The sequence below is a fragment of the Marinobacter caseinilyticus genome (genome assembly GCF_011074955.1).
Taxonomy (GTDB): domain Bacteria; phylum Pseudomonadota; class Gammaproteobacteria; order Pseudomonadales; family Oleiphilaceae; genus Marinobacter; species Marinobacter caseinilyticus.
The window spans coordinates 199,103-217,873 of record NZ_WUQJ01000004.1 but is presented as its reverse complement, the minus strand read 5'-3'; the positions used below and the strand labels follow the sequence as shown (position 1 = coordinate 217,873).

18 protein-coding genes are annotated in these 18,771 nt (G+C 58.8%); 4 read left to right on the top strand and 14 right to left on the bottom strand.

All coding sequences use genetic code 11. From position 1 onward, the window contains the following. The first annotated feature begins 7 nt into the window (after positions 1-7). From GRX64_RS01180 to GRX64_RS01165, 4 genes are all read left to right on the top strand, one after another. Entirely contained in the window at positions 8-1,786 is a 1,779-nt protein-coding gene (locus GRX64_RS01180) for an SLC13 family permease (protein WP_166263349.1), read from the top strand. 34 nt (positions 1,787-1,820) lie between these two features. Continuing rightward, positions 1,821-2,342, top strand: coding sequence for a MerR family transcriptional regulator (locus GRX64_RS01175; RefSeq protein ID WP_166263348.1), 522 nt, complete (start codon positions 1,821-1,823; stop codon positions 2,340-2,342). 178 nt (positions 2,343-2,520) lie between these two features. Continuing rightward, the gene (gene senA / locus GRX64_RS01170) at positions 2,521-3,855 is read left to right on the top strand and encodes a selenoneine synthase SenA (RefSeq protein ID WP_166263347.1); all 1,335 of its coding nucleotides are present in this window, start codon (positions 2,521-2,523) and stop codon (positions 3,853-3,855) included. A 12-nt stretch (positions 3,856-3,867) separates the two neighbouring features. Beyond that, positions 3,868-4,611 carry a putative 4-mercaptohistidine N1-methyltransferase gene (locus GRX64_RS01165; RefSeq protein ID WP_166263346.1) on the top strand — a complete coding sequence of 248 codons (744 nt, stop codon included), beginning with the start codon at positions 3,868-3,870 and terminating at the stop codon, positions 4,609-4,611. Here GRX64_RS01165 and GRX64_RS01160 read toward each other — a convergent pair. The 14 genes from GRX64_RS01160 to aroQ all read right to left on the bottom strand — a co-directional run bounded on the left by GRX64_RS01160 (position 4,608) and on the right by aroQ (position 18,713). After that, positions 4,608-6,158 carry a cation:proton antiporter family protein gene (locus GRX64_RS01160; RefSeq protein WP_166263345.1) on the bottom strand — a complete coding sequence of 517 codons (1,551 nt, stop codon included), beginning with the start codon at positions 6,156-6,158 and terminating at the stop codon, positions 4,608-4,610. The two genes, GRX64_RS01165 and GRX64_RS01160, sit on opposite strands and share 4 nt — an antisense overlap. A 63-nt stretch (positions 6,159-6,221) precedes the next feature. Further along, positions 6,222-6,821 carry a methyltransferase domain-containing protein gene (locus GRX64_RS01155; RefSeq protein ID WP_235937470.1) on the bottom strand — a complete coding sequence of 200 codons (600 nt, stop codon included), beginning with the start codon at positions 6,819-6,821 and terminating at the stop codon, positions 6,222-6,224. Positions 6,822-6,839: 18 nt separating this feature from the next. Further along, positions 6,840-7,628: a substrate-binding periplasmic protein gene (locus GRX64_RS01150; RefSeq protein WP_166263344.1), complete on the bottom strand. Its 789-nt coding sequence runs from the start codon at positions 7,626-7,628 to the stop codon at positions 6,840-6,842. Positions 7,629-7,676: 48 nt separating this feature from the next. Further along, a complete protein-coding gene (locus GRX64_RS01145) occupies positions 7,677-8,474 on the bottom strand; it encodes a crotonase/enoyl-CoA hydratase family protein (RefSeq protein WP_166263343.1) in 798 nt (265 codons plus the stop codon). 14 nt (positions 8,475-8,488) lie between these two features. Continuing rightward, complete coding sequence (locus GRX64_RS01140) at positions 8,489-9,460, bottom strand: alpha/beta fold hydrolase (RefSeq protein WP_166263342.1); 972 nt, start codon at positions 9,458-9,460, stop codon at positions 8,489-8,491. 123 nt (positions 9,461-9,583) lie between these two features. After that, positions 9,584-10,867: a phosphoribosylamine--glycine ligase gene (gene purD / locus GRX64_RS01135; RefSeq protein WP_166263341.1), complete on the bottom strand. Its 1,284-nt coding sequence runs from the start codon at positions 10,865-10,867 to the stop codon at positions 9,584-9,586. A 32-nt stretch (positions 10,868-10,899) separates the two neighbouring features. Next, entirely contained in the window at positions 10,900-12,480 is a 1,581-nt protein-coding gene (gene purH / locus GRX64_RS01130; RefSeq protein WP_166263340.1) for a bifunctional phosphoribosylaminoimidazolecarboxamide formyltransferase/IMP cyclohydrolase, read from the bottom strand. A gap of 211 nt (positions 12,481-12,691) precedes the next feature. Next, positions 12,692-13,009 carry a DNA-binding transcriptional regulator Fis gene (gene fis, locus GRX64_RS01125; RefSeq protein ID WP_166263339.1) on the bottom strand — a complete coding sequence of 106 codons (318 nt, stop codon included), beginning with the start codon at positions 13,007-13,009 and terminating at the stop codon, positions 12,692-12,694. Beyond that, positions 13,006-14,004, bottom strand: coding sequence for a tRNA dihydrouridine synthase DusB (dusB, locus tag GRX64_RS01120; RefSeq protein WP_166263338.1), 999 nt, complete (start codon positions 14,002-14,004; stop codon positions 13,006-13,008). The genes fis and dusB overlap by 4 nt, the downstream gene beginning before the upstream one ends. A 178-nt stretch (positions 14,005-14,182) precedes the next feature. Next, positions 14,183-15,460, bottom strand: a complete 1,278-nt coding sequence (locus tag GRX64_RS01115; RefSeq protein ID WP_166263337.1) for a DUF3426 domain-containing protein — start codon at positions 15,458-15,460, stop codon at positions 14,183-14,185. Between the two features lie 62 nt (positions 15,461-15,522). Then, positions 15,523-16,419: a 50S ribosomal protein L11 methyltransferase gene (gene prmA, locus GRX64_RS01110; RefSeq protein ID WP_166263336.1), complete on the bottom strand. Its 897-nt coding sequence runs from the start codon at positions 16,417-16,419 to the stop codon at positions 15,523-15,525. Next, positions 16,388-17,767, bottom strand: coding sequence for an acetyl-CoA carboxylase biotin carboxylase subunit (gene accC, locus GRX64_RS01105; RefSeq protein WP_166263335.1), 1,380 nt, complete (start codon positions 17,765-17,767; stop codon positions 16,388-16,390). The genes prmA and accC overlap by 32 nt, the downstream gene beginning before the upstream one ends. Before the next feature lie 15 nt (positions 17,768-17,782). Beyond that, complete coding sequence (accB, locus tag GRX64_RS01100) at positions 17,783-18,253, bottom strand: acetyl-CoA carboxylase biotin carboxyl carrier protein (RefSeq protein WP_166263334.1); 471 nt, start codon at positions 18,251-18,253, stop codon at positions 17,783-17,785. 22 nt (positions 18,254-18,275) lie between these two features. Continuing rightward, positions 18,276-18,713 carry a type II 3-dehydroquinate dehydratase gene (gene aroQ, locus GRX64_RS01095; RefSeq protein ID WP_166263333.1) on the bottom strand — a complete coding sequence of 146 codons (438 nt, stop codon included), beginning with the start codon at positions 18,711-18,713 and terminating at the stop codon, positions 18,276-18,278. Positions 18,714-18,771: the final 58 nt, after the last annotated feature.

The following is an 18,771-nucleotide window of genomic DNA, read 5'->3' as shown; positions in this document are numbered from 1 at the left end:
GGCTGCATTGACCGCGGAGCAGGGTATTGTGTTTGGAGTATTGGCGGCAACCCTGGGCTTGTTCGCCTGGAATCGGTGGCGATTTGACGTGGTCGCTCTGCTGGCGTTGTTAACGGTTGCCGTTGCCGGGCTGGTGCCCCGGGATGCCGTTTTTGCAGGTTTTGGACATCCGGCAGTGATCACCGTGGCGGCAGTGCTGGTGATCAGTCAGGGGCTGATACAGGCCGGCGTGGTCGACAGCATTGCCAAGTTTCTCGGCAGGGTAGGCCACCACCCGGTGGCTCAGGTCACCACGTTGACGGCCATTGTGGCGCTTTGCTCCGGGTTCATGAACAACGTGGGTGCTCTGGCATTGTTGATGCCCGTGGCGGTCTGGATGTCGCGTCAGGCCGGTCGTTCACCGTCGTTACTGCTGATGCCGCTGGCATTTGGCTCGTTGCTGGGTGGCACCATGACACTAATCGGCACGCCCCCGAACATCATTATCGCCTCGTACCGTCAACAAGTAGCGGGCGAGCCGTTTGGCATGTTTGATTTCTTACCGGTCGGGGCGGCGATTACCCTGGCAGGCCTGGTATTTATTGCGCTGCTTGGGTGGCGCTTTACGCCGTGCCGGCGAGAACATTCCGAGGGTAGCGATCTGTTCAGCGTAGGGGACTACATTACCGAAATCAGACTGACCGAGAAATCGGCGGTGGCCGGCCAGACATTGCACGGCTTGTTGAAGCGCACGGACAGCGACGCGGATGTCGTGGCGGTGGGGCTGGTACGGGACAAGCAGCGCCAATTGGCGCCGTCAACGTTCGAGGTCTTGCGAGCCGGGGATATTCTCCTGGTGCAGGCCGATACGGCCAGTTTGCAGCAACTGCTCGAGGTGCCGGGGCTGGAGCTGGCGGAAGACAGTGACGATGACCGCGACAGCCTGGGTGAGGGCGATGTGACTCTGGCGGAAGTGGTGATCACCACCGATTCCCAGCTGATAGGACACAGCTCCAACCGGCTTAATCTGCGCGAGCGTTATGGCATGAACGTCATTGCCGTCGCTCGTCAGGGTCAGCGCCTGAACAAGCGGGTCGGCAATATCAACTTCAACGCCGGGGATATCCTGCTGGTGCAAGGTCCCGAAGACACCCTACCGGATGCGATGTCGGCACTGGGCTGTTTGCCGCTGGCGGAACGCGGTTTGCGGTTTGGCAGCCCCCGCAGAACCTTGCTTGCGACGGGTGTATTTGCGGCGGCTCTGGTCATCATTGTCGCGGGTTGGCTGCCGGCAGCCATTGCGCTGGTGGGGGCGGGTGTCGCTATGGTATTGGTGGGGCTGATCACCCCGGTGGAGGCCTACCGGAGCATTGATTGGTCGATTATCGTACTGCTGGCGGCCATGATTCCGGTTGGCCAGGCACTGGAAACCACCGGCGGGGCCGACTTGATCGCCGATCAGATGTTCGCACTCGGTGGCAACCTGTCGCTCGCCGGGGTGCTTGGCATGGTCTTGATCGGCACCATGCTGCTGTCCAACATCGTCAATAACGCGGCGGCAGCCATTATCGTGGCACCCATTGCGATCAGTCTCTCCAAGCAACTGGCGATCTCGGCCGACCCGGTACTGATGGCGGTCGCCATTGGCGCGTCCTGCGCCTTTATGACCCCGATTGGCCACCAATCGAATGCGTTGGTGATGGAGCCCGGAGGCTACCAGTTTGGTGATTACTGGCGCCTGGGCCTGCCGTTATCACTGCTGGTGGCCGCCAGTGCCATCCCCGTCATTTTGTGGGTTTGGACATAGCGACAATATTGAACAGCGACAGTGGCACAGGGTGATGGCCGCGGTATTGCCCAACGGGACACCTACTGTTCGTAAAGGCAAACTGGCTCGTAAAACGGGCCACAGCCAGGAAACCATCCGGTACTATGAGCGTAACGGGCTATTGGTTGCGCCCACGCGCAGCGCAAGCAATTATCGTGACTACCGCTCAGGGTACGTTAACCGCCTTCGGTTTATTGGCAATTGCCGCTCGCTCGACAGGACCCTTGATGCGGTGCGTCAGCTGTTGGCGCTGAGGGACAATCCCGAGGCGCGCTGTGGTGACGTCAATGCATTGCTGGACGACCACCCCGAGCCTGTTCGCTTGCGCATGTGGGAGCTGACGCCGCTGACATCACCGTTACAGTGGATTCGGGCCCCGTGCGGGCGCGATCGAGCGACCCGTGATTGGGGTATTCTCGACGAACTGGGCCGCATGGCCCCGGCGAATACAAGCGACAAGGGCGGGCAGGGTAACCGACGCGGTAGCCCTGTGCCGGGCAGACATGGCCCGCACCGGGGCGGCTCGCTAGAATGAACAGCGACCTGGCGGTCCAAACACGGTGGGCGGTGGGCCAATGTTGTGGACTGAACCGGGCGAGCGACCTGCGATTGAGCGGTAATCCACGGAATCCACTGTGATAATCTGAGCGTAGGTACAACAGCTGCCGCCACGGTGCGGCGGAAACCCGCGGAATTGAGGTGGTTGACGAGCCATGCACGAACAAGAGTTGTTGCTGGACGCCCTGAATACAACTCGGGCGCGATCACTGGCGCTGGTCGACAGCTTGTCCGATGATCAATTGCTGGTGCCCTATCATCCGGGTGTAAACCCGCCGCTGTGGGAACTCGGGCATGCGGCGTTCTTCTATGAGGTCTTTATTCTGGCCAAACTGGATGGCGTGCCCAGTTTTGATCCAGCAATGGATGAGCTATGGGACTCCTTTCACATCGACCACAAAGACCGATGGCAGCCGGGGCTGTTTCCCGGCAAAGCCGATACCCGGCATTACGCCAATGCCATCTTTGATCGGATTGAGCAGCGACTGATCTCGACGCCATTGACCGACGCTGACAGCTACCTGTATCGCTATGCCATTATGCATCAGAATATGCACATCGAATCAATGACCTGGTGCCGCCAGACCGTCGGCTACCCAGCGCCACCGGGCACCCATACGGCGACGCCAGTGCCGGCCGAATTGCCCGAGGGCGATGCCCGGATTCCTGGCGGCGAGTATGTGATCGGCATGCCGGCGCAGTCGCCGGCTTTCGCCACCGACGATTTTGCCTTCGATAACGAGAAACCACGATTCACCGTGGCACTGGCGCCGTTTGAGATCGCACGCACCCTGGTGTCCAACGGGCAGTTTCTGGCGTTTGTTGAAGCGGGGGGTTATCAACGTCCTGAGTTCTGGTCATTCGGAGGGCGTAAATGGCTGGCGACGGAACAGGACGTTGCGCTGGTGGAAGGGCAGCGACAACCACTGCCACGACAGGCAGAGCACCCCTTGTACTGGCGTTTGCAAGACGGTCAGTGGCAGGAAAAACTGTTCGATCAATGGCGACCCCTGCAGACTGAGTTTCCAGTCACGCACGTCAGCTACTGGGAGGCGGAAGCCTATTGTGCCTGGGCCGGTCGTCGACTCCCAAGCGAGTATGAATGGGAAGCGGCTGCGCTGGGCAACCGACCAGGTGAGCCGTTCCGGCGATTTCCCTGGGGCGATGGGCCGGATGCTCAGCGGGTCGATATGGACGCTGGCCTCATGGCGCAGCTGCCGGTGTCGGCCCTGCCCGCCGGCGACAGTCCATTCGGTTGCCGCCAGATGCTGGGTACCGCCTGGGAGTGGACCTGCAGCCAGTTTCTGCCTTATGACGGTTTTTCAGTGGACATGTACCCATACATGTCGACACTGCAATTTGGCGATCATAAAGTCGCCAAGGGCGGCGGGTGCGCCACGTCATCCATGCTAATCCGAGGCAGCTATCGTCAGGCCTACCTGCCACAACGAAACGATGCCTATACCGGTTTTCGAACCTGTGCACTGTGAGGGCTAACCGCCATGAGTCACTATGAATCCGATGAACTACTGGGTCAGTACATGGCCTTCCATTATGGTGAGAGTTATTTTGGCGTCGGCAACTACCCGTCCCGCTGTGCCGGTGTGTGCCAGGAATTGATGGCAGGCCGGGACAAACAGTCGGCACTGGATCTCGGTTGCGCGGTTGGCCGCAGCACTCTGGAGCTGGGGCGGGTCTTCGAGCGGGTGGTGGGGCTGGACCTTTCGAACCGGTTTATTGAGGCTGCCAATACGTTGAAAACCGATGGTGAGCTGGCGTATTTTCTGCGCGATGAGGGTGAGTTGGGCGCAACGGTAACAGCCTCACTGGCGGACTCGAACCTTGAAAAAGCCGCTGCCCGGGTGACGTTTGCAGTAGCGGACGCCTGTAATCTGGGCTCGGAATACAGCGGATTCAATCTGATTTTTGCCGGTAACCTGATTGATCGACTGCGCGATCCCCGGGCCTTTCTGGCGTCGGTGCACCGACACCTGGCGGATGACGGGGTGCTGGTGCTGAGCACGCCTTACACCCTGATGGACGAGTTCACTCCGAGGTCGCAGTGGCTCGGTGGGTATTTGCGCAACGGAGTGCCCTTCACCGTGCTGGATGGCTTGAAAGAAGTGCTGGCCCCGCATTTTGAGTTGTTGCGGGAGCCCGAGGACCTGCCCTTCGTTATTCGGGAAACCAAACGCAAATATCAGCATACGGTGGCAGAGCTGACCGCCTGGCGCCGAACGGCCTAAACGGCGGCGCCGGTGATATCGGTCACGTGGGTGGCCAACGCGACCCCGGTTTCGTTCATTGAGAGGTAAGCCTCATCGGCACCGGCGTCGCGTATTTTTTCGGCTTCGTCATTGTACATGGTGTGAGCAACGATATACCCGGTGAAGCCTTTCTCCCGGAGCATCCGGGTAGCGATGATCTTGCCCTCGATGTCACCCATTGACAGGATGACCGCTTGCAACCGGGGTATTTGCAGCTCCTGCCAGAACGCGGTGTCTTCTGCATCCGCGAACAGCACGTGGCGCCCTTCCTTCAGGTGTTTTTCGACTTTGGCCGGGTCAGAATCAAGCCCGGTCACCTGTGATTCGGACAGCCGCATCTGATCGTACGCGGCACTGCCGGTGCGCCCCATTCCGGCCACAAGCACTCGGGTTCCGTCCAGAGACACCGGTTGCTCATCGGGATGGCGCCGATCACTCTCCAGTGGGATCAGCCGCCGCGACAGGCGTTCGTATAGGACATGGGACAATCGGTTGATCGGCGCCGAAAACACAAAGGACAACGCCACGGTAATGGCCAATGGCACCAGCCATTCCTGCAGCGCAACGCTTGCCACAATGAGACCGAACTCGCTGTAGTTGGTCAGCGACAGGCTGGTCAGGAAACTGCTGCGGGCGCGCAGACGGAAGATCAGCAGTAAGAAAAAGAACAGAATGCCTTTGAGCGGCAGCACCAGTGATGCCACCAGGGCAAACATCATCGCATCGGAGTCGGGCAGACCGCTCATGCCGATTTGCAGGAAGAAGCCGACCAAAAACACTTCCTTGATGCTCCAGAGCGATTTGGACAGCTCGGTCGAGCGGGGGTGCGCGGCCAGCATGGCACCGAACAGAAGTGCGCCCAACTCGGAACTCAACCCCACCACTTCGAAGCCATAACCACCCAGAGCCAAGGCCAGCAGCAATCCCAGCAGTATCAGCAACTCGTCATGGCCACTGGCATCGAGCAGACGATAGAGCATAGGTCTGAGTAAGGGCAGGCCGAAGATTAACAGTGCAAATGCAGATGGGGTCTTGCCGGACGCGATGCTCATCACCGCCAGGGCAATCAGGTCCTGCATCACCAGGATGCCAATCGCGACCCGGCCGTGGAAAGCGCGAAGTTCGCGTTTGCTTTCCAATACCTTGGCGGCCAATACGGTGCTTGAGAAGGACAGTGCAACAGCAAGCAGCAATGCGGTTGGCCAGTCCAGTCCGGCCAGCCAGTAAATCCCCGGAGTGAATACCACGCAGGTGATGCCAAAGTGCAGCAGGCTGCCGCCGATGACCTCCGGCCTCAGAACGGACCGTATTTTCAGTTTCAGGCCGACCGTGAACAGCAGCAGCAGCACGCCTAAGTGGGCCAAATGCTCCAGCGCCCGACCATCCTCCACCGGCAGGCTGGCGTAAGTGCTCAATCCACTCAGGACAAAGCCTGCCGCCAGATAACCAACGAGCGGGGGTAAGCCGATCGTTTTGACTGCCAGCCCCATTATGAACGCAAATACGATCCAGATGGTTTCGAACATGGTTGACCAGTGGCTCCTTGCGTCGTCATGCGTCGTCAATAACAGGTCGCGTTGGAAGCGGTTTCAGTCCTGTCGGACAAACAGGGCCGTCTGCGTGGGTTCGCCGAAATCCGGATGGAATGCGCCAATACCCCCAAACGTTACCGTGTAACGGTTCCGTTGCGCAACGCCGCTGGCCCAGCGATGGAATCGGGCTCTGTCCCATTCGAATTTATGGTCCGGTTCGCGAAACTCGCCCGGCTCCAGGTCGAACAGTGGGTTGTATTCCCGATTCGGGGTGGTCATGAATAGCTTGCCCGGCCGATATTGACCGAACACCGCCAGTTCAACATTGGACAAGCAGTTGGGGTGGACATGCTCAATGGTTTCCACCATGGCGGCCATATCGAAGCCGGTCAGCTGGTCGTTCTTTTCGGCATAGGACCCTCGCAGCAGGCGTAATCGGGAGGGTTCCTCCCGCAAGGGCGCCGCCAGCATCGTACGCGCCTGCGCCAACGACACACCGGACATTTCCAGGCCAGTGATCTGGGTAAACTGAGGCTCGCGCACCATTCGGTACAGCAAGGAACCGGAACCGCACCCCAGGTCCAGTATACGGCGAGCGCCCGAGCGCTTCAGGACAGACAGGACGTGGTCCAGTCGCTCTTCGTGCAACGATGTCATTTGAGTCATCATGGCGAACTACAGGGCGTCCGACGTCGGTTGGAGGGCTGGCGATTTGAGACCATAGTCGGCCATGAGCCGTTCCCATTCTCCGCTTTTATGCATCGCATCAATACCTTCTTCGAGTTCCCGGGCATATTGTGTTGCCTGTTCAAGCGCGGGGGAAAACGCTATGTACAGTGATTCGGTTCCAGCCTGGCCGGCTTCCCGGAGCATGACTGCGGAACCGCGTGCCGAGGACAGTGTATGATAGAGCACTGCCCGTTCGGCGATAAAGGCATCGATGCGCCTTAAGTTCAGCATCGCGATCAAGCGTGGAATGATGTGAGGCCCACTCAACAGGATCAACCGGTCAGGACGGTTGCGGTTGAGTTCAATGTAACGCTCAGCCAGGCTGCCATAGGAATAGTCGTCGATGGCACCGAGCCGGATGGTTTCCAGTGACGACGGATTGTCGTAGTGCCACCGGCTATCGGTCAGGGTGAACAGGGTGTGCTGTGCCACCATTTGGGGCGTGGCGGGGAAGATAAAATCGGCTGCTTCACGCTTGCTGGCGCCAATAATGCCGGCAAAATGCCCGATCCGGGCGTCCGCTATCGCCCGACTCCAGGGCAGGGTCTTGTAGATCACGGTGTGGTGGTTGCGCGCAAACGCCAGCCGCGCAACGTCCACCAGAAAACCCGGTTTGTCACTGCCCGGGACGCAGTTGAACGGGCACCAAGGGTCCGCCGCTAATACGATGGTGTCTGCGGGCAGTGGCGCCGGTGTCAGTGCCAACATCGTCAGCACGAAGGATAGACACTTCATGGAGGGGGCCGGTTAATGTGTGTGAATTTTAAATATTAGATGATTTTGTCACTCTTTGTCGGCTAAAAAGTCGCCATGGCGACCCGCGCCCGCGGCGAAGCGTTCGGCGCCGACCAGCGCTTCCTGGAAAATGACCGGGAACCCCCGTTTGCCTTCGGCCATTAAGGCGGCGTCTTCGGGCAGGGCCCACTGCGCCAGGGCCGACGCACGATCGGCCTGCAGGCATTGTTGGGGAAAATTGGCAATGTCAGCGGCCAGGGCCTCGGCCGCCTGCCGGGCTTCACCGTCTGGAACCAGACGATTGGCCAGCCCGAATTGCAGGGCTTCGGCTGCGTCCACGGGGCGCCCGGTCAAAATCATGTCAAGCGCGCGACTCTGGCCGATCAGGCGAGGGAGCCGGACGGTGCCGCCATCAATCAGCGGAACACCCCAGCGACGGCAGAAAACGCCAAACACCGCGGAAACTTCCGCCACCCGGAGATCACACATGAGCGCCAGTTCCAGCCCTCCGGCTACGGCATAACCGGAAACCGCGGCGATGACCGGCTTTCTTAATACCATCCGGGTCGGTCCCATGGGGCCGGGCCCGGTCCCCTCGGGATCTATTTCGTTACGGGTGTCGGGATCATTCAACGCGGCGAGATCGGCGCCTCCGCAAAAGTGACCACCGGCCCCGCAGAGCACGGCAACACGCAGTGACTCATCGGCTTCAAACCGCTCGAAAGCCGATCGAAGCGCATCCGCCGTCGGGCGATCGACGGCATTTCGCTTGTCCGGACGGTTCAGAATGATCGTGCACACCGAGTTTTTGCATTCGACCTGAACGGTCTGGTTGTCCTGGCTCATGATTACGGGCCCTGTCAGTTGATCATCGCAGCGGGTTTGATGGCCACAGTGACATGCGGTTGCTCGACCAATGCTCGAACCAGACCGGCGGCCTGTTCCGGCACTTCAACCATCGGGCCATGGCCAACACCGTCCAGAATCAGAACCCGGGAGCGCGGAACTTCGGCATCGAACACTTCCGAATTGCGGTAGTTAATGACCCGGTCTTCGCGGCCCCAGACAATCAGAACAGGAGCCGAAATACGGCTCAGGGCCTGGCGGAACTCGGGTTGATAGCCGGAATCCCGGATGGCAGCGAAAATTTGCGTGTTCACCGTGTAGTTGGCCAATGCCTTGTCTTCCATCACACTATAAATCGGCCAGGGAACAAGGGGCTTCTTTTCAAGCGCGAAGTTAACCAGCTTCTCGAAGTCGCCCGGCTTCTCCACAATCAGCGGGTTCTGCCCGCTCTTGACCAGCTCGACCAGCTCGCTGTCGTACTGGAATACTCCGGCGGGATCGAACAGCGTAGCGGACTGCACATTATCGGGGAAGGTGGCGGCATAGAGGGCGGTGATGGCGCCGCCCATGGAGTTGCCGATCAGGTGCGGCCGCTTGATCGCCAGCGCGGCCAGTATCGAATCCAGATACCGGACCTGATCGGCGATGCTGTAGCCCAGATCGAGTGTCTTGGTGCTATCACCATGGCCCGGAAGATCTATGGCGTAGACGTTGTAATGATCGCTCAGGTACCCGGCCATTCGGACCCAGTTATCCTTGTTGGCACCGAATCCGTGCAGCATCACCAGCGTATCGGCTCCGCGAATAGGAGGGTTGCGCAAATACGCAATCGAAAGTCCGTTAACGTCCACGGTGTGCATTGCCAGTCCGGCGGAGTGTCGTTCGTAATCGATAGCCGTATCGTAAATGTCCATGCGGGTGCAGGCCGACAGCAGCAGTGATAGCAGGGCAATGGCAAGTAGGATTCCAGGGCGAGGGGTCGTCATGCGGGCATCATCAATGTAAGAGTGAGCGTTTACACTAGCGCAAAAAAAAGCCCGGTCAATGACCGGGCTGCCCGACCACCCATAAAGTTCGGCCGGTGGTGCGGTATGTCTCAGCGCTGTGCGTCAGGTCTCACGGGCGATGGCGCGGTAAGCGATATCGCTGCGGTAAAAGGCGCCGTTCCAGTGAATGCGTTCGGCGAGCTGGTAAGCGCTGCGTTGCGCGGCGGTCACCGTCATGCCCAGGGCGGTGGCACAAAGTACACGCCCGCCATTGGTGACCACGTGGTCGCCATTGAGTCGAGTGCCGGCGTGAAAGACTTTTTGCCCCGGGGTTTCCTGTTCCGGCAAGCCGGTAATCACGTCGCCCCTCGTGTACGCCGCAGGATAACCTCCGGCCGCCATCACGATGCCCACTGAGGCACGGTCATCCCATTCCGAGGTGCACTGATCCAGCTTGCCGTCGATGGCGGCATCGCACAGTGCCACCAGGTCCGATTTCATGCGCAGCATGATGGGCTGGGTTTCCGGGTCGCCAAACCGGCAGTTGAACTCAATGACTTTTGGGTTGCCCGCCGGGTCAATCATCAGGCCAGCGTAAAGAAACCCAGAGTAGGGGTGTCCCTCGGCTGCCATGCCGTTAACGGTGGGGTAGATGACTTCATCCATGATGCGTTGATGGACGGTTGCCGTGACCACGGGCGCGGGCGAATAAGCGCCCATGCCGCCGGTGTTGGGACCGGTATCACCATCACCAACCCGCTTGTGATCCTGGGATGTCGCCATGGCCAGGACATTCTGGCCATCGACCATCACGATAAAGCTGGCTTCTTCGCCCTCCAGAAATTCCTCGATCACCACGCGGCTGCCGGCGTCGCCAAAGGCATTGCCGGCCAGCATGTCGCGAATGGCGTCTTCGGCTTCGGCCAGGCTCATCGCGACAATCACGCCTTTGCCCGCGGCCAGACCATCCGCCTTGACGACAATCGGTGCGCCCTGCTGGCGGACATAGGCCAGTGCCTGGTCAACGTCGGTGAAGTTGCCATAACCGGCGGTCGGTATCTTGTGGCGGTCGAGAAAATCCTTGGTAAAGGCCTTGGAGCCTTCGAGCTGGGCGGCACCCTTGGAGGGTCCAAACACTCTCAGTTGACGGCTTTCAAACAGGTCGACAATGCCACTTACCAGCGGTGCCTCTGGCCCCACGATGGTCAGGCCTACCTGGTGAGTGGCCGCAAAATTGGCCAGCGCGTCGAGGTCATTAACGTCAATGGCAACGTTCTCAATCCCCGGTTCCCGGGCGGTGCCCGCATTACCGGGGGCAACAAAGACACGGTCAGCCTGGGGCGATTGTGCGGCTTTCCAGGCCAGAGCATGTTCCCGACCGCCGTTGCCAATAATCAGAATGTTCATGATGTTTCCTCTTGTGCCGGACTGGCTTCGGTTCAGTGTCGGAAATGGCGCATGCCGGTGAAGACCATGGCAATGCCATGCTCATTGGCGGCGTCAATGACTTCCTGGTCGCGCATGGAACCACCCGGTTGGATGACTGCGGTAATGCCGGCAGCGGCAGCGGCGTCGATGCCATCCCGGAATGGAAAGAAGGCATCGGAGGACATCACCGAGCCTTTGACTTCCAGACCTTCGTCCGCGGCTTTGATGCCAGCGATGCGCGCACTGTAAACGCGGCTCATCTGGCCGGCGCCAATGCCGATGGTGCGGCCCGCACGGGCGTAAACAATGGCGTTGGATTTTACGTATTTTGCCACTTCCCAGGCGAACAGCAGGTCATTGAGCTCGGCCTCACTGGGTTGACGCTCCGTGACGACCTTGACGTCTTCCATGGCCACCATGCCAAGATCCCGGTCCTGAACCAGCAGCCCGCCGGTCACCCGCTTGAAGTCTTTGGCTTTGGCGCGTTCGTCACTGAGATCACCGCACGCCAACAGGCGTACGTTCTTTTTGCTGGCGACCAACTCTGCTGCTTGGGGGGTCACTGAAGGCGCAATAATCACTTCAACAAACTGGCGCTCAATGATTGCTTGGGCGGTGTCAGCGTCCAGGTCACGGTTAAATGCGATGATACCGCCGAACGCCGACGTCGGGTCGGTGGCGAAGGCAAGTTCGTACGCTTGCAGAATGTCAGTGCCAATGGCGACGCCGCAGGGGTTGGCGTGCTTGACGATAACGCAGGCGGGATCGGCAAATGGCTTAACACACTCAAGAGCCGCATCGGTGTCTGCGACGTTATTGAACGACAACGCTTTGCCCTGGATCTGCCTGGCCGTTGCCACACAGGCTTCTTTCTGGTCCCGCTCAACATAGAACGCCGCACTTTGGTGGGGGTTCTCGCCGTAGCGCATGTCCTGCACCTTGATGAACTGGGTGTTAAAGGTGCGGGGGAACTCAGGGTTGTCATTATCAGCGGTTCGCCCACCCAGGTAATTGGCGATGGCGCCGTCATAGCCGGCGGTGTGCTCGAACGCTTTCACGGCCAGATCGAACCGGGTTTGATAGGTGAGCTGGCCCTTGTTATCCGCCAATTCGTCCAGCACGCGGCCATAGTCGGAAGCATTGACCACAATGGCGACGTCGTTGTGGTTCTTCGCGGCAGCACGCACCATGGTGGGGCCGCCAATGTCGATATTTTCTATGGCTGTGTCGAGGTCGCAGCCCGGTTTAGCGACCGCTGCCTCGAACGGGTACAAATTGACAATCACCATGTCGATCGGGGCTATGTCGTGCTGTGCCATGACGTCATCATCGGTGCCCCGGCGGCCGAGAATGCCTCCGTGGATCTTGGGGTGCAAGGTTTTTACGCGGCCGTCCATCATCTCGGGGAAACCGGTGTGATCGCTCACCTCGGTGACCGGAATCTGGTTGTCTTTAAGCAGCCGAAAGGTGCCACCGGTGGACAACAATTCGATGCCCCGCCCGGTTAACTGGCGGGCGAAATCGACGATACCGGTTTTATCGGAAACACTGATGAGTGCGCGGTGGACAGAGGTGTTCGCTTGATTGGCCATGGGTCACTTTTCGTTTGAAAGCTTTAGAGTAGGTTCACACAGGAATGAGCCATTGCACAACACGCTGTGAAAACAGACAGATCGCGTTGGCGCAGAGGTCGTGTCGCCGCGTACGGTTCACACCCCGTGGTGTTTAAAAGCTCGGTGGTCACTAAGAACAAGGGCCTCGCAGATGCTGTCCGGGAGGCCCTCCTCACTTTGTTGGCACGGATTATAGCAAACCGTACTGCTTAAGTTTCTTGCGCAGGGTGCCGCGGTTGAGACCCAGCATGGTCGATGCTTTGGTCTGGTTGTTGCGGGTGTATTTCATGACCTGCTCCAACAGCGGCGCTTCTACTTCGGAGAGCACCAGCTGGTAGACTTCGGTCACCGGTGCGTCTTCGAGTTGAGCGAAATAATTCTTCAAAGCCACTTCAACGCTGTCACGCAGGGTGACGGTGTTACCGCTGCTGTTAATGGTTTGAAGTTGATGAACGTCATCGTTGGCGGGTTGCGCCAGATTGTCATTTGCCAAAGTCTCAGCGGTCATGCTGCGAATACCTCTCCATTTCGTAAGCCTGCAAAGTACTGTTGAATCGAATCTTGCTGCTCCTGCGCACAATCAATGGCGTTGAAGCGTTTTCTGTACTGCTTGTTTTCATCATGGGACTGCAGGTACCAGCCCACGTGTTTTCGCGCGATGCGAACGCCCATCAAATCACCGTAAAACTCATGCAACGCCGTCAGATGTTCGGTGAGTATCTGCTCTACCTCTTCCAATGCCGGTGGTGTCATCACCTCGCCGGTCTTGAGAAAGTGCAGAATCTCCCGAAATATCCAGGGACTGCCCTGGGCACCCCGACCAATCAACAAGCCGTCTGCACCGGTGTGGTCCAACACCTGCCGGGCCGTTTGAGGCGATGTAATGTCGCCATTGGCAAACACCGGAATACTCACCTGCGATTTAACCATTGCGATGGTGTCGTATTCGGCGTCGCCCTTGTAAGCGTCGGACCGGGTTCTGCCGTGAATGGCCAGCGCCTGAATGCCGGCATCTTCCGCCATTCGAGCAATCAATGGCGCGTTTCGATGTTCACTGTCCCAACCGGTCCGCATTTTCAGGGTAACGGGCACATCCACTGCTGCGACCACGGCGGCCAGAATTTCCCTGACCAGCCCCTCGTCTTTCATCAGTGCGGAGCCGGCCGCTTTGTTGCAGACTTTTTTGGCCGGGCACCCCATGTTGATGTCGATGATCTGAGCACCGTGGGCCGCATTCACTCTGGCGGCATTGGCCAGCATGTCAGGGTCGCCGCCGGCGATTTGCACGGAGCGCGGTTCCGGCTCCCCGGTATGATCCAGTCGGAGACGGGATTTGCGAGTATGCCACAAACTGCTGTCGGCGATGACCATTTCCGACACCGCAAGGCCCGCACCAAGGCGCCTGCACAGCAGACGGAAGGGACGGTCGGTCACACCGGCCATGGGCGCAGCAATGAGCGGGTTGGGGAGCGTGTATGGCCCTATTTTTGCCGTCGGCAACATGGTCTCATTCCGTGTTGCTGGTGAATTAATGATCACCAGATGACAAGGGGCGACAATGATACCGCTGAGGACTGAGGGTTTGAAGAGGTAGATGGGTGAAAAAGTTGATTATTTTTCGTTCTTTTTGGTTGACTTTTGCTCATTCCAGCCTGGTTGAGTCGAGTCGGTAAGTCTTCGCTTACCGGCGGTTCGGCTGAAACGTGATGTTATAGTTCACTGCATCCCGGCCGGGGTCCCGAATCGTGATCGCAATGCGAATGGGCGTCTCGGGCGGCATGGCGGACAGATTCATGGCATCTCCGGCGAGGTATTCCTCCGGCGTAAAGAGGCTTTGTGCGACCACATCGCCATTGAGATTGGAGAACGTCAGGCCAATCGCAGGAAACGGCTGCTCAAATTCCGCCTCATTGAGAATGACCGCATCCACAATGAGGGAATTGCGATCTTCAGGCGCCGTTCGAACCACCAGTTTTCGGCTTTGAATTTGATCAATCGCCGTCAATGGGCTGAGTTCGCATCCAGCCAGTTCGCAGCCTTTCTCGTAAAACGGGCGCAGCTCAGGAATGCTGGACAGGCGCTCAAATTGATAGAAAACCACCTGCGATACCAGCGCTCCGATGAGGCCGATGATGACCAAAACCCAGAAGATTCGGCTGAGCCAGCCTCGCGAGGGTTTGTGCCGTACCGCAATCGGTTCATGCCCGAGGCTATGGTAGGGGGTGTCCCAGGGTTCATCGGCTTGCCCAGCCGTCAGCGGGGCGTTGTCCCCAGGTTGGTCCAGGTCATCGGTTGCGGCGAAAGATTCGTCCTTGCCCGCAGGTACGGTGAAAAAATCATCGTCGGCTGCTGGCTCCGGCGTCTTGAGGTCTGGCTCAGGTTCGAATTCGATCGCCGGTTCCGGTTCCGGTTTAGGGGCTGGGGCAGCCGATTCCGGCTTAGGCTTGGGGGCTGGGGCAGCCGGTTGTTGCTTTGGCCGGCGGGTCGGCTCGGTATCGTCGAACAGCATCGCCTCGGCCCAGCTCTCATCCACTGACTTGGTGTCGCTGCCATCGTCTTGCTGGTCAAACCCGGACGGCGCCTTCTCATCGAACGAGCGAAAGCTGTCGCTCAGCTCGTCATCGGAGAAGGTCAGTTTGGTGCCGGCGTAGCGCCCCTCTGTGGCATCTTCGTCCGGATTGTCCTGGAAAACAAAATTGTCTTCGGATGCGGGCTTGCCACCGTCGGATGACTCGGGCCCGGCCTGAACGGGGCTCGGTGACGGTGTGGCTTTGACCGGCTGTGCCGGTGTAGCCGAAGGGGACTCGGGGGGCGACTCCTGCCGGTGCTCAAGGGCGTTGAACACGTTCATGCAGTTGCCACAACGTACTTTGCCTTTGGCCACGCCAAGCTGCTCATCGGTGACCCGGAAACGGGTGTCACAATGTGGACAGCGGGTCAGCAAGGTACTTTCAGTCATCCTTATATCCTGTTGCGGGCAGCGCTATGAGTGAGGCAGTTTAGACGCTCAGCGGGTGTTCGTCATCTGTCGCGTCTGCGTCCCGTTAGCCGAACCCATTCATCGCGTTGTTCTGGTTCGTCCATAATAAACCAGGGCTCGTACGCTTCCATAACGTCTCTGGCCTGGTTTGACAGGATGCCCGACAACACAATGTCGCCGCCGGTTACGACCCGGGCAGCAAGGTGTGGGGCAAGGCCGATCAGGGGTTGAGCGAGAATGTTGGCCAGCAGGACTTGGGCGACGGCATCGGGTTCATCCGCAGGCAGGTAGAGGTCAAGCCGGTCATCGTCGACCTCGTTGCGCCGGGCATTTTCCCGGCTCGCTTCCAGTGCCTGTGGGTCGGTATCGACGGCGATGACATGGTTGGCGCCCAGCAGCAAGGCCGCGAGCCCCAGAATGCCTGACCCGCAACCATAATCAATGACCTGTTTATCAGCCACTGGGTGACCGTCAAGCCATTCCAGGCAAAGCGCGGTGGTTGGGTGAGTGCCCGTGCCAAAGGCCAGGCCCGGGTCCAGCAGCAGGTTCGCGCCCTTGGGGTCGGGCGCCTCATGCCAGCTTGGGACTATCCACAGGCGCTCGCCAAAACGCAGTGGGGTGAAATCGTCCATCCAGACACGTTCCCAGTCTTTGTCCTCGACCAGTGTCACCTCGATGTCAGACAACGACTGTTGGGTTTCCTGGTGCCAGCGGCTGCTGATCTCGGCGCACAATTGTTCAATATTGCGATCCGAGTCAAACAGCCCGGTAACACGGGTTTCGTGCCACAGCGGCGTGGTGCCGGGATCCGGTTCATAGAGGGGCTGGTCGGCCGCGTCCTCCATGGAGACGGCATCGGCGCCGAGCTCCATGAGCAGATCTTCGAGCTGGTCCGCGTTGTCCGGATCAGCCGGTATCTGTAGTTGAATCCAGGGCATGGCTCTTCCGTATCAGGTGTTCAAGGTAGTGAATGGTGAAGTCTACCTTTTTAAAGCCACCGTCGCGCAACAGTTTTCGGTGCAGTGGCTGGTTGGTCTTGATGCCTTCCACCACCAGCTCGTCCAGGGCATTTTTCATACGCCGACGGGCGATGTCGCGGTCATCACCCCAGGTGATCAGTTTGGCTATCAGCGAATCGTAATAGGGTGGCACGGTGTAGCCGCTGTAAAGGTGCGAGTCGACACGCACGCCATTGCCGCCCGGCGCATGGTAGTGCTTGACCTTGCCTGGGCTTGGCACAAAGGTTTGCGGGTCTTCCGCGTTGATTCGGCATTCGATGGCATGGCCGGAGATTTTAATCTCCTCCTGGCTGTACTGCAGGGGCAGGCCGCTGGCAATGCGAAGTTGTTCCCGAACGATATCCACACCGGTGACCATTTCAGACACCGGATGCTCGACCTGCACGCGGGTATTCATTTCGATGAAGTAGAACTCGCCATCCTGATATAGAAATTCGAAGGTGCCGGCGCCAACGTAGCCAATGGTTTTACACGCTTCGACGCAGGCCTTCAGGGTTTTCTCGCGAGCTTTCTGGTCGATGTTTGGCGCGGGAGCTTCTTCCATCACCTTCTGGTGGCGGCGCTGCATGGAGCAGTCCCGGTCACCGAGATGGATGACGTTCCCGTGGGTGTCGGCCAGTACCTGCACTTCCACGTGGCGGGGGCGTTCCAGGTATTTTTCCAGATACACCGTCTCGTCGCCGAACGAGTTGCGGGCTTCGGTCTGGGTAATCTGGATGCTCTTCAGCAGGGCAGCCTCTGAGTGCACGACCTGCATGCCGCGACCGCCGCCGCCGGAAGCCGCTTTGATAATCACCGGATAGCCGATTCTGCGCGCAATTTTCATCGTGCGTTCGTCATCGCCGTCGATAGGACCATCGGAACCCGGAACCGTGGGCACGCCGGCCTTGATCATGGAGTTGATCGCAGACACTTTGTTGCCCATCAGCCGGATGACGTCTGCGGGCGGGCCAATAAACCGAAAGCCGCTTTTCTCGACCTGCTCGGCAAAGTCGGCATTTTCGGCCAGGAAGCCGTAACCGGGGTGAATGGCAACCGAGTCAGTGACCTCCGCCGCGCTGATCAGGGCCGGCACATTCAAGTAGCTGTCGGTCGCGCTGTTCGGCCCGATGCAGACGGTTTCATCGGCGAGCCGGACGTGCATGAGATCACGATCCACCTGGGAGTGAACGGCAACGGTACGTATGCCGAGCTCTTTACAGGCGCGTAATATCCGGAGCGCGATTTCGCCCCGGTTTGCTATGAGTACTTTATCAATCATGGCCATGGGTCAGCTGCTCTTTCAGGTGATGATAAAGAGGGGCTGATCGAACTCGACCGGCTGGCCGTTTTCCACCAGAATCTCAGAGATTGTGCCGCTCTTGTCGGCTTCAATCTGGTTCATCATTTTCATGGCTTCGATAATACAGACAACATCACCCGCCTTGACGGTTTGGCCTTCGGTGACAAAGGCTTTGGAGGTGGGCGAGGCGGCTTCATAGAAAGTGCCGACCATCGGTGACTTGATCACATGCCCCCGGGAAGACGGGTCTGCCTCTGCTTTCGACGCGGCAGCGTCAGCGGCCGATGGGGGTGTCGGGTCCGCCTGGTAAGGCTGTGGAGCCGGGGCGTAGTGACTCATCATCTGGCCGCCGGCAAGTTGCTCCCGACGGCGCGAGATACGAACAGAGTCGTCACCTTCCTTGATCTCGAGCTCCTCAACGTCGGATTCCTCGATCAGCTCAATCAGTTTCTTGATTTTGCGAATATCCATAATCTGTCCCGTTTCTGTCTTGTCAGTGAATTCGTTTAAGCGCTGCCTGCAGCGCCAGGTCATAGCCAATGCTACCGAGGCCGCAAATCACACCGTCGGCAATGTCTGAAAAATATGAGTGGTGGCGGAAGGCTTCCCGCGCGTGCACGTTGGAAAGGTGCACCTCGATAAACGGGATGTCAGATGCGAGCAAGGCATCCCGAAGGGCGACGCTGGTGTGGGTAAACGCGGCCGGATTGATCAGAATATAGTCGACGCCTTCGGATCGTGCCTCATGAACACGCTCAATCAGCTCGTATTCCGCATTCGACTGTAAATGCAACAGATGATGGCCCAGATCAGCCGCTTGCCGGTGCAGTCGCTCATTGATGTCAGTGAGCGTTTCATGACCATACACCTCAGGTTCCCGAACACCGAGCATGTTCAGGTTGGGGCCATGAAGAACGAGAATCGTTGCCATGGTCTATTCGCGCCTTGCGGTTGTTTTTTAACAGGATCGCCGAGAATAGCGACATTTT

Excerpts from the sequence above, each read along its gene's own strand:
- GRX64_RS01175 (WP_166263348.1), top strand. The coding sequence starts at position 1,821 with ATGGCCGCGGTATTGCCCAACGGGACACCTACTGTTCGTAAAGGCAAA.
- senA (WP_166263347.1), top strand. The coding sequence starts at position 2,521 with ATGCACGAACAAGAGTTGTTGCTGGACGCCCTGAATACAACTCGGGCG.
- GRX64_RS01165 (WP_166263346.1), top strand. The coding sequence starts at position 3,868 with ATGAGTCACTATGAATCCGATGAACTACTGGGTCAGTACATGGCCTTC.
- GRX64_RS01160 (WP_166263345.1), bottom strand. The coding sequence starts at position 6,158 with ATGTTCGAAACCATCTGGATCGTATTTGCGTTCATAATGGGGCTGGCA.
- GRX64_RS01155 (WP_235937470.1), bottom strand. The coding sequence starts at position 6,821 with ATGACATCGTTGCACGAAGAGCGACTGGACCACGTCCTGTCTGTCCTG.
- GRX64_RS01150 (WP_166263344.1), bottom strand. The coding sequence starts at position 7,628 with ATGAAGTGTCTATCCTTCGTGCTGACGATGTTGGCACTGACACCGGCG.
- GRX64_RS01145 (WP_166263343.1), bottom strand. The coding sequence starts at position 8,474 with ATGAGCCAGGACAACCAGACCGTTCAGGTCGAATGCAAAAACTCGGTG.
- GRX64_RS01140 (WP_166263342.1), bottom strand. The coding sequence starts at position 9,460 with ATGACGACCCCTCGCCCTGGAATCCTACTTGCCATTGCCCTGCTATCA.
- purD (WP_166263341.1), bottom strand. The coding sequence starts at position 10,867 with ATGAACATTCTGATTATTGGCAACGGCGGTCGGGAACATGCTCTGGCC.
- purH (WP_166263340.1), bottom strand. The coding sequence starts at position 12,480 with ATGGCCAATCAAGCGAACACCTCTGTCCACCGCGCACTCATCAGTGTT.
- fis (WP_166263339.1), bottom strand. The coding sequence starts at position 13,009 with ATGACCGCTGAGACTTTGGCAAATGACAATCTGGCGCAACCCGCCAAC.
- dusB (WP_166263338.1), bottom strand. The coding sequence starts at position 14,004 with ATGTTGCCGACGGCAAAAATAGGGCCATACACGCTCCCCAACCCGCTC.
- GRX64_RS01115 (WP_166263337.1), bottom strand. The coding sequence starts at position 15,460 with ATGACTGAAAGTACCTTGCTGACCCGCTGTCCACATTGTGACACCCGT.
- prmA (WP_166263336.1), bottom strand. The coding sequence starts at position 16,419 with ATGCCCTGGATTCAACTACAGATACCGGCTGATCCGGACAACGCGGAC.
- accC (WP_166263335.1), bottom strand. The coding sequence starts at position 17,767 with ATGGCCATGATTGATAAAGTACTCATAGCAAACCGGGGCGAAATCGCG.
- accB (WP_166263334.1), bottom strand. The coding sequence starts at position 18,253 with ATGGATATTCGCAAAATCAAGAAACTGATTGAGCTGATCGAGGAATCC.
- aroQ (WP_166263333.1), bottom strand. The coding sequence starts at position 18,713 with ATGGCAACGATTCTCGTTCTTCATGGCCCCAACCTGAACATGCTCGGT.